Raw genomic sequence first — 7,624 nt, forward strand, 5'->3', positions numbered from 1 at the left:
GCAGGGGGTTTTTTGTTAATAGTTTTTAAAAATATAATGTCTTATACCAATCACAGTAATCAGCTGATTTATTTTGCTTTGATTGGGAACACAGCGTTGATGCTGTATATGTTTAAATATAGATCATAGGAAAGTTCCATGTCTTTAATAGATTTCTCTACTTCTTCACTGTCACTTATACCGCCTGTTGTTGCGCTTGGATTAGCGATTATTACTCGCCGCGTACTGCTATCGTTAGGTGTTGGTATTCTTTTAGGTGCATTATTACTTGTTGATTTTTCAATTGGCAATACTGTTAGTTACATATTTACAACCGTGAAAAGTGTAGTGGTTGAAGATGGTGGCATTAATACTTGGAATATGAGTATTGTTGCTTTCTTATTATTGCTTGGCATGATGACTGCCGTATTAACCTTATCTGGTGGTACTCGTGCATTCGCTGATTGGGCACTCGATCATATTAAAGATAAACGCGGTGCATCATTATTAGCTGCATTTTTAGGTGTATTTATTTTTATTGATGATTACTTTAATAGTTTAGCGGTGGGCTCGATTTCTAGACCGGTAACCGATCGTTTTCATGTTTCTCGTGCAAAGCTTGCTTACATCCTTGATTCAACAGCAGCGCCTATGTGTATCTTGATGCCAGTATCAAGTTGGGGCGCTTATATTATGACTATCGTGGGTGGTATTTTAGTAAGTCATGGTATGACGGGCTATTCACCATTAGGTGCTTATGTTGCACTGATCCCAATGAATTTTTATGCTTTATTTACCTTGTTAATGGTTTTTGCTGTCATTATTTTTAAGCTTGATATTGGCGCAATGAAAAAACATGAAGATTTGGCTTCAAAAGCGATTGCTGATGACGATAAAAATCATGTTAATTTACAAGATGAACTAGGTATTGAAGAGCATGATAAAGGTAAGGTAGGTGATTTAATTTATCCTATTGTTGGCTTAATCGTAGCCACTTTATCTTTTATGATATACACAGGTAATAACGTATTAGCGGCTGATAATAAAGCGTTTAGTATTTTAGGTGCTTTTGAAAATACTGATGTTGGCGCGTCATTGGTTTATGGTGGATTAATTGGTTTAGCATTAGCTTTATCAACCGTGTTCAAACAGAAGCAATCACTTGCAGATATTCGCAACGCATTATGGATTGGCGCTAAATCGATGTTTGGTGCGATCATCATTTTATTCTTTGCTTGGTCAATTGGTAGCGTGATTGGTGATATGAAAACGGGTGCTTACTTATCTAGCTTAGTGCAAGGTAATATCGGATTACATTGGTTACCTGTTATATTATTTATCTTATCTGGTGTAATGGCTTTCTCGACGGGAACGTCATGGGGTACATTTGGTATCATGTTACCTATCGCTGGCGATATGGCAGGAGCAACCGATTTAGCAATGATGTTGCCAATGTTAAGTGCTGTACTAGCTGGCTCAGTATTTGGCGACCATTGTTCACCTATTTCAGATACTACTATTCTATCCTCAACAGGTGCACGCTGTAAGCATATTGACCATGTTTCAACACAGTTACCTTATGCGTTAGCAATGGCATTAGTATCTATTGTGGGCTTTATTACTATTGGTTATACGGAATCATTAAGCATTTCATTATTAGCTTGTTTTGTTGCATTTGTAGCCGTTATTTTAGTTTTTAAAAAATGGTCGACTAACCCAGCTTAATTCATTCGAATAATAAGCATAATTGATTAAGCCGATGTATAAATTACATCGGCTTTTTTATTGCTTTTTATTGTAAATAAGAAAACTTACTGTTGTGATTAGTATGACTATCCTTTTTACAATAGCCTTGCTAGGATCTCTTTTTTGTTTCTGCTAGGTATCTGTTTTGACCATTTCTGCTACTGCTTTAAAAGACCATTTAAATGACGTGTTATACAAAGATCAATTTCGCTTAAAGCGACGTATTGACGATCTTAAAAATCTTAAAACGCCTGAAAAAGTAGAAACAAGTTTGACTAAAATAGCTATTGATATTCAAGTGTCGATGGATAAACGCAAACAGCGTTTAGAAAACTTACCTGAAGTAACTTATCCAAACTTACCTGTCAGTGAGAAAAAAGATGAAATAGCGAAAGCGATTGCCGAGAACCAAGTGGTGATCATCGCAGGTGAAACCGGCTCAGGTAAAACCACGCAAATCCCTAAAATATGTTTAGAACTCGGCCGTGGTGTATCAGGATTAATTGGTCATACACAGCCAAGACGTTTAGCGGCAAGAACAGTTGCAAACCGTATTGCAGAAGAGTTAGATTCTGAGTTAGGTGAAACCGTAGGTTATCGTGTTCGATTCACAGATAAAGTCAGCGATCAGTCTTATATCAAATTGATGACCGATGGTATTTTATTGGCAGAAATCCAAAATGATAGATTCCTAAGTCAGTATGACACTATTATCATCGATGAAGCCCATGAACGTAGTTTAAATATCGACTTCTTGATGGGATATTTAAAACGTTTATTACCGAAACGTCCTGACCTAAAAGTTATTATCACCTCAGCAACCATTGACCCTGAACGTTTTGCAAAACACTTTTCTGACAAACGTGGAAAAGCGGCTCCTATTATCGAAGTGTCAGGTCGAACTTTCCCTGTTGAAACATTATATCGCCCATTAGATGAGTACGCGGCAGGCGATCAAATCGAAGGTATCTTTCAAGCGGTTGATGAACTTCAACGATTAGGTCGTGGTGATATTCTTATTTTCATGAATGGTGAACGTGAAATTCGAGATACCGCTGAAGCGTTAATTAAACGTAAATTGCGTGATACTGAGGTTCTTCCATTATTCGCTCGTTTGAGTGTTGCAGAGCAAAATAAAATATTCCAAGGGCATCGTGGTCAGCGTATCGTCCTAGCAACCAATGTGGCAGAAACCTCATTAACGATTCCCGGTATTAAATACGTTATCGACACAGGTACTGTACGTATTAGCCGTTATAGCTACCGTACTAAAGTACAACGTTTGCCGATTGAAGCTATTTCACAAGCCAGTGCAAATCAGCGTAAAGGGCGTTGTGGACGTGTTAGTGAAGGTGTGTGTATTCGCTTATTCAGTGAAGATGACTTTAATGGCCGTCCTGAGTTTACCGATCCTGAAATTCTGCGTACTAATTTATCATCGGTTATCTTACAGATGCTATCACTGGGCTTGGGTGAGTTAAATAAATTCCCCTTTGTGGAGCCGCCAGAAGATAGAAATATTAAAGATGGTTTGAGTTTATTAGAAGAATTAGGTGCGGTTAATTTAAAAGCCAAAGATCCACGTAAAAAGCTCACAGCATTAGGTCGACAGCTTGCTAAGTTGCCTGTTGATCCGCGTTTAGCTCGTATGATTTTAGCGGCAAAAGAGTTTGATTGTGTGCATGAAGTGATGGTGATCAGTGCGGCATTAAGTATTCAAGATCCGCGCGAACGTCCAATGGACAAACAGCAAGCTTCCGATGAAAAGCATAAGCGTTTCCAAGATAAAGAATCAGATTTTATTACTTATGTGAATTTGTGGAATTACATTAACGAGCAACGCCAAGAATTAAGCAGTGGTCAATTCCGCAAAATGTGTCAGAAAGATTTCTTAGCCTATATGCGTGTGCGTGAATGGCAAGATATCTACACTCAAATTAAACAAGTGACTGACGAACTCGATATTAAAGTCAGTAACACACCCTTTAATTTTGATGCGATCCACCAAGCATTATTAGCAGGTTTACTATCGCACATAGGCTTGAAAGATAAAGATGGTGAATACCTTGGTGCGCGTAATAGTAAATTCTATATGTTCCCAGGATCTGGTTTATTTAAAAAGCAGCCTAAGTGGGGCATGTTTGCCGAACTGGTAGAAACCTCAAAATTATTTGCACGTGTTGCTGCACGGATCAAACCTGAATGGGTTGAATTACAAGCACAACATTTAATTAAACGTAGTTATGCAGAACCTCATTGGCAAAAAAAATCAGGTGTAGTTGGCGCCTTTGAAAATCAATTGTTGTATGGCATCCCAATTGTCACCAAACGAAAAGTAGTCTATACGCATATTGATCCAGTACTGTGTCGTGAACTGTTTATTCGTCATGCGTTAGTGGAAGGGGAGTTTGAAACTCGCCATCAATTCTTTAAAGATAACCAAGCCTTATTAAACGATATTGAAGAGCTAGAGCATAAGTCTCGTCGCCGCGATATTTTGGTAGACGATGAAACCTTATTCCTGTTTTATGATGAAATTGTGCCGCAAAATGTATGCAGTGCAAAACAGTTTGATAGTTGGTGGAATAAAGAGAAAAAACAACAGCCTCAATTACTGAATTATCAACGTGATCAAGTAATGGCGCATGATGCAGACAAAGTGACTGCAAAAGCCTACCCAGATTCTTGGCAACAAGGTGATTTCCGTTTACAGCTTGAATACGCTTTTGAACCGGGTACAAGCCAAGATGGTGTGACAGTAAAAATTCCATTAGCGCTGTTAAATCAAATATCAGATCAAGGCTTTGACTGGCAAATACCAGCGCTGCGTGAAGAGTTGCTAGTCGCCTTGATTAAAACCTTACCAAAACCTATTCGTCGTAACTTTGTGCCTGCACCTAACTACGCAGAAGCGGCAATGGCGAATTTAGTACCGTTACAAGGTTCGTTATTAGAAGCCTTTGAAAAACAGTTGTTACGCATGACAGGTGTTCGTATTCCAGATGATGCTTGGGATGTCAGTGCCTTACCAACACATCTACGTATTAAATTTAACGTGATTGACGACAAACAAAAAAGCGTGGCAGTAGGAACTGACTTAAAACAGTTACAGCATGACTTAAAAGGTAAGGTAAAACAGACCTTATCCAAAGTGTCTAAGCAAAGTATTGAAAAGTCAGACTTAGTGGAATGGGATTTTGGTAAATTACCTAAATCATTCAAAAAAGATCACGGTGGTTATGAAGTTAAAGCGTATCCAGCATTAGTTGATAAAAACAAAAGTGTTGCGATTGAGTTGTTTGATAGTGAAGCTAAAGCAACACGTTTTAATCAAGCAGGTGTGCGCCGTTTAATTTTGTTAAATGTGCCATCACCCATTAAATATCTACAGCAAAGCTTGCCTAATAAAGCAAAATTAGGACTCTACTTTAATCCTTTTGGACAAGTGAAAGACTTAATTGATGATTGTATTAGTTGTGCTGTGGATGCCATTTTAGAGGGGGAAATACAACCTCAAGAGGCATCGGTATTTGAAGCACAAAAAGAAAAAGTTCGTGCTGAATTAGCTGATAAAACATTAATCATCACACAACAAGTTGAGCAAGTATTAACGCTAGCACATGCGGTGAACAAAAAGCTAAAAGGTAAAACAGATTTAACTATGTTGGTGGCACAAGGTGATATTAAATCTCAGCTTGAGCGATTAATCTTTCCTGGTTTTGTTTGCCGAGTAGGAGAAGCAAAACTCAATGATATTAAACGCTATTTATTAGCCATTGAGAAAAGGTTAGAGAAGTTACCCGTAAATCCAAATCAAGATAGATTACATACGATTGAGTTGCACGATTTAGAAGAGCGTTACCGCGCGTTATGTAAGAGTTTGTTAACCGATGAAACGGAAAGCCCAGAGTTAGCAGAAGTGTATTGGATGTTGGAAGAGTTAAGGGTCTCGTTGTTTGCGCAACAGTTAGGGACGCCGTATCCAATTTCGGCTAAACGAGTGAGGTTGAAGTTGACGGAATTAAAAGGGTAACTATTTTGTACTTCATTTGAGGCGCAGGATTAATCCTGCCTTGGTTTGGATGTGATTTGATCCCTTTATGAATAGGTGTTATCTCATCTACGCTCGTCTAGTCAGTTTGATGCTTATTTCTGTACTTTAATTGAAATGTAAAGGCTAGCCTTTGGGGCGCAGGATTAATCCTGCCTTGGTTTGGATGTGATTTGATCCCTTTATGAATCGGTGTTATTTTGTCTACGCTCGTCTAGTCAGTTTGATGCTTATTTCTGTACTTTAATTGAAATGTAAAGGCTAGCCTTTGGGGCGCAGGATTAATCCTGCCTTGGTTTAGATGTGGTTTGATACCTTTATGAATAGGTGTTAAGTCGTCTGCGCTCGTCGTGTCAGCTTGGTGTTTATTATCCGTTTGTGGCTGTACACGATCTTTTTTAAGGGGGCATTGCTCATTTATAGTTTGTAAATCAGTTTATGGCTGTTCATGATTTTTTTTGTGCTCTTTTTTATTTTGTGTGGAAAGTGAGAATTAACATGCTCGCTTTCCACATGACTAAATATCTAATTAATTGATTTATAATATTTAATTTTTTAATTCCTGCATCATACTCAGCACAAAAGTGCTGAGTATGATGCAGTGCTTAGTTTCTACAAGGTTAATAGTCCAAATAAGATCGCTTATTTGACTATAAGGCTTTGACAGGTAATGATTTAATTATTATTGTTTTGTTATTTTTTATTTCATAATCCGTTACTATCGTGAATTATGGATAATATGCTGTTAACTTTCTAGGAGATGATATTGGCAGTTTCAGAAGCTTGTAGTTTAGTTAATACATGGATAGAACCTAAATATATAATTCCAGCTTTGATGGTTTTCATTTCTTCTGGTTTACTACCGTTCCTCCTTCATAAATATAAAGTTGCTAGAGAGCGAGCAGAAAAGCTTTTCGATACACGTAAGAGCGAATATCAAGAATACTTCAAAAGAATGGAAGATGCTGCTCGACAATCTTCTCAAGTTTATGACGAGTATTTATCAGTCACTTTACCTAATGCAAGTCGAAAGTTGTATGAATCAAACTCGTCTCCTGAAGCATTAGTTGAATATCAACAGGTAATGAATGATTTTACTAAAGGAATTAATCAAGGATTTCAAAAAGCGACAACAGAATTAACAAGCCTTCGTATAGTGTGTACACCTACTTTAGCTATTTTATTGGATAGCTTTGAAAAACAATATACAACTTTGATGGGCTTGCAACCTAAGATGTTAGAAGAAATTAGGCTAGCTATGACACCAGAGTCTTTTATTACTGGTGATTTTAATTTTGAAACTCCTACTAAAGAATTAATGGTAGATTTAGGTAATAAAATCAAAGAAACAAGAGATGAAATAATTGTCTTAATGAGACGTGAGCTAGGCTACGAAAGTTAACAAGGCATTTAAACGGAACTAAAACAGTTGGTTAGGTTTCGCTTCGCTACACATTATAACCAACAATTTTAGTCCGCTTAATGCGGCGTTGAGGCTGTAAAAAAGTAGCGGACACCCATCTACTTTGAATTAATTTAAAACGTAAACTATCTTTTGAAAATGGCTTATTTCAGCATATTGGAGGTAGTTTGCTATGACTCAATCTCGCCAATCGCAAGTATCGTTATCTGATACACCTTATTACCATTGTATTTCTCGCTGTGTTCGCCGTGCTTACTAAAAAGTAGCGGACACCCATCTACTTTGAGTTAATTTAAAACGTAAACTATCTTTTAAAAGTGGCTTATTTCAGCATATTGGAGGTAGTTTGCTATGACTCAATCTCGCCAATCGCAAGTATCGTTATCTGATACACCTTATTACCATTGTATTTCTCGCTGTGTTCG

The 7,624-nt window shown here is 37.5% G+C and carries 3 protein-coding genes; all 3 read left to right on the plus strand.

Annotated features, from left to right (window positions below; translation table 11 throughout):
- Window positions 1-138: 138 nt before the first annotated feature.
- The 3 genes from E2R68_RS13295 to E2R68_RS13305 all read left to right on the plus strand — a co-directional run bounded on the left by E2R68_RS13295 (window position 139) and on the right by E2R68_RS13305 (window position 7,178).
- The gene (locus E2R68_RS13295; RefSeq protein ID WP_134278168.1) at window positions 139-1,704 is read left to right on the plus strand and encodes a Na+/H+ antiporter NhaC family protein; all 1,566 of its coding nucleotides are present in this window, start codon (window positions 139-141) and stop codon (window positions 1,702-1,704) included.
- Between the two features lie 166 nt (window positions 1,705-1,870).
- Window positions 1,871-5,758 (plus strand): ATP-dependent RNA helicase HrpA, encoded by a 3,888-nt coding sequence (gene hrpA / locus E2R68_RS13300; RefSeq protein WP_134278169.1) that lies wholly within the window; start codon window positions 1,871-1,873, stop codon window positions 5,756-5,758.
- A 784-nt stretch (window positions 5,759-6,542) separates the two neighbouring features.
- Window positions 6,543-7,178, plus strand: coding sequence for a hypothetical protein (locus E2R68_RS13305; protein ID WP_243834690.1), 636 nt, complete (start codon window positions 6,543-6,545; stop codon window positions 7,176-7,178).
- Window positions 7,179-7,624 lie beyond the last annotated feature (446 nt).

Source organism: Psychromonas algarum, from assembly GCF_004376845.1.
Lineage (GTDB): Bacteria > Pseudomonadota > Gammaproteobacteria > Enterobacterales > Psychromonadaceae > Psychromonas.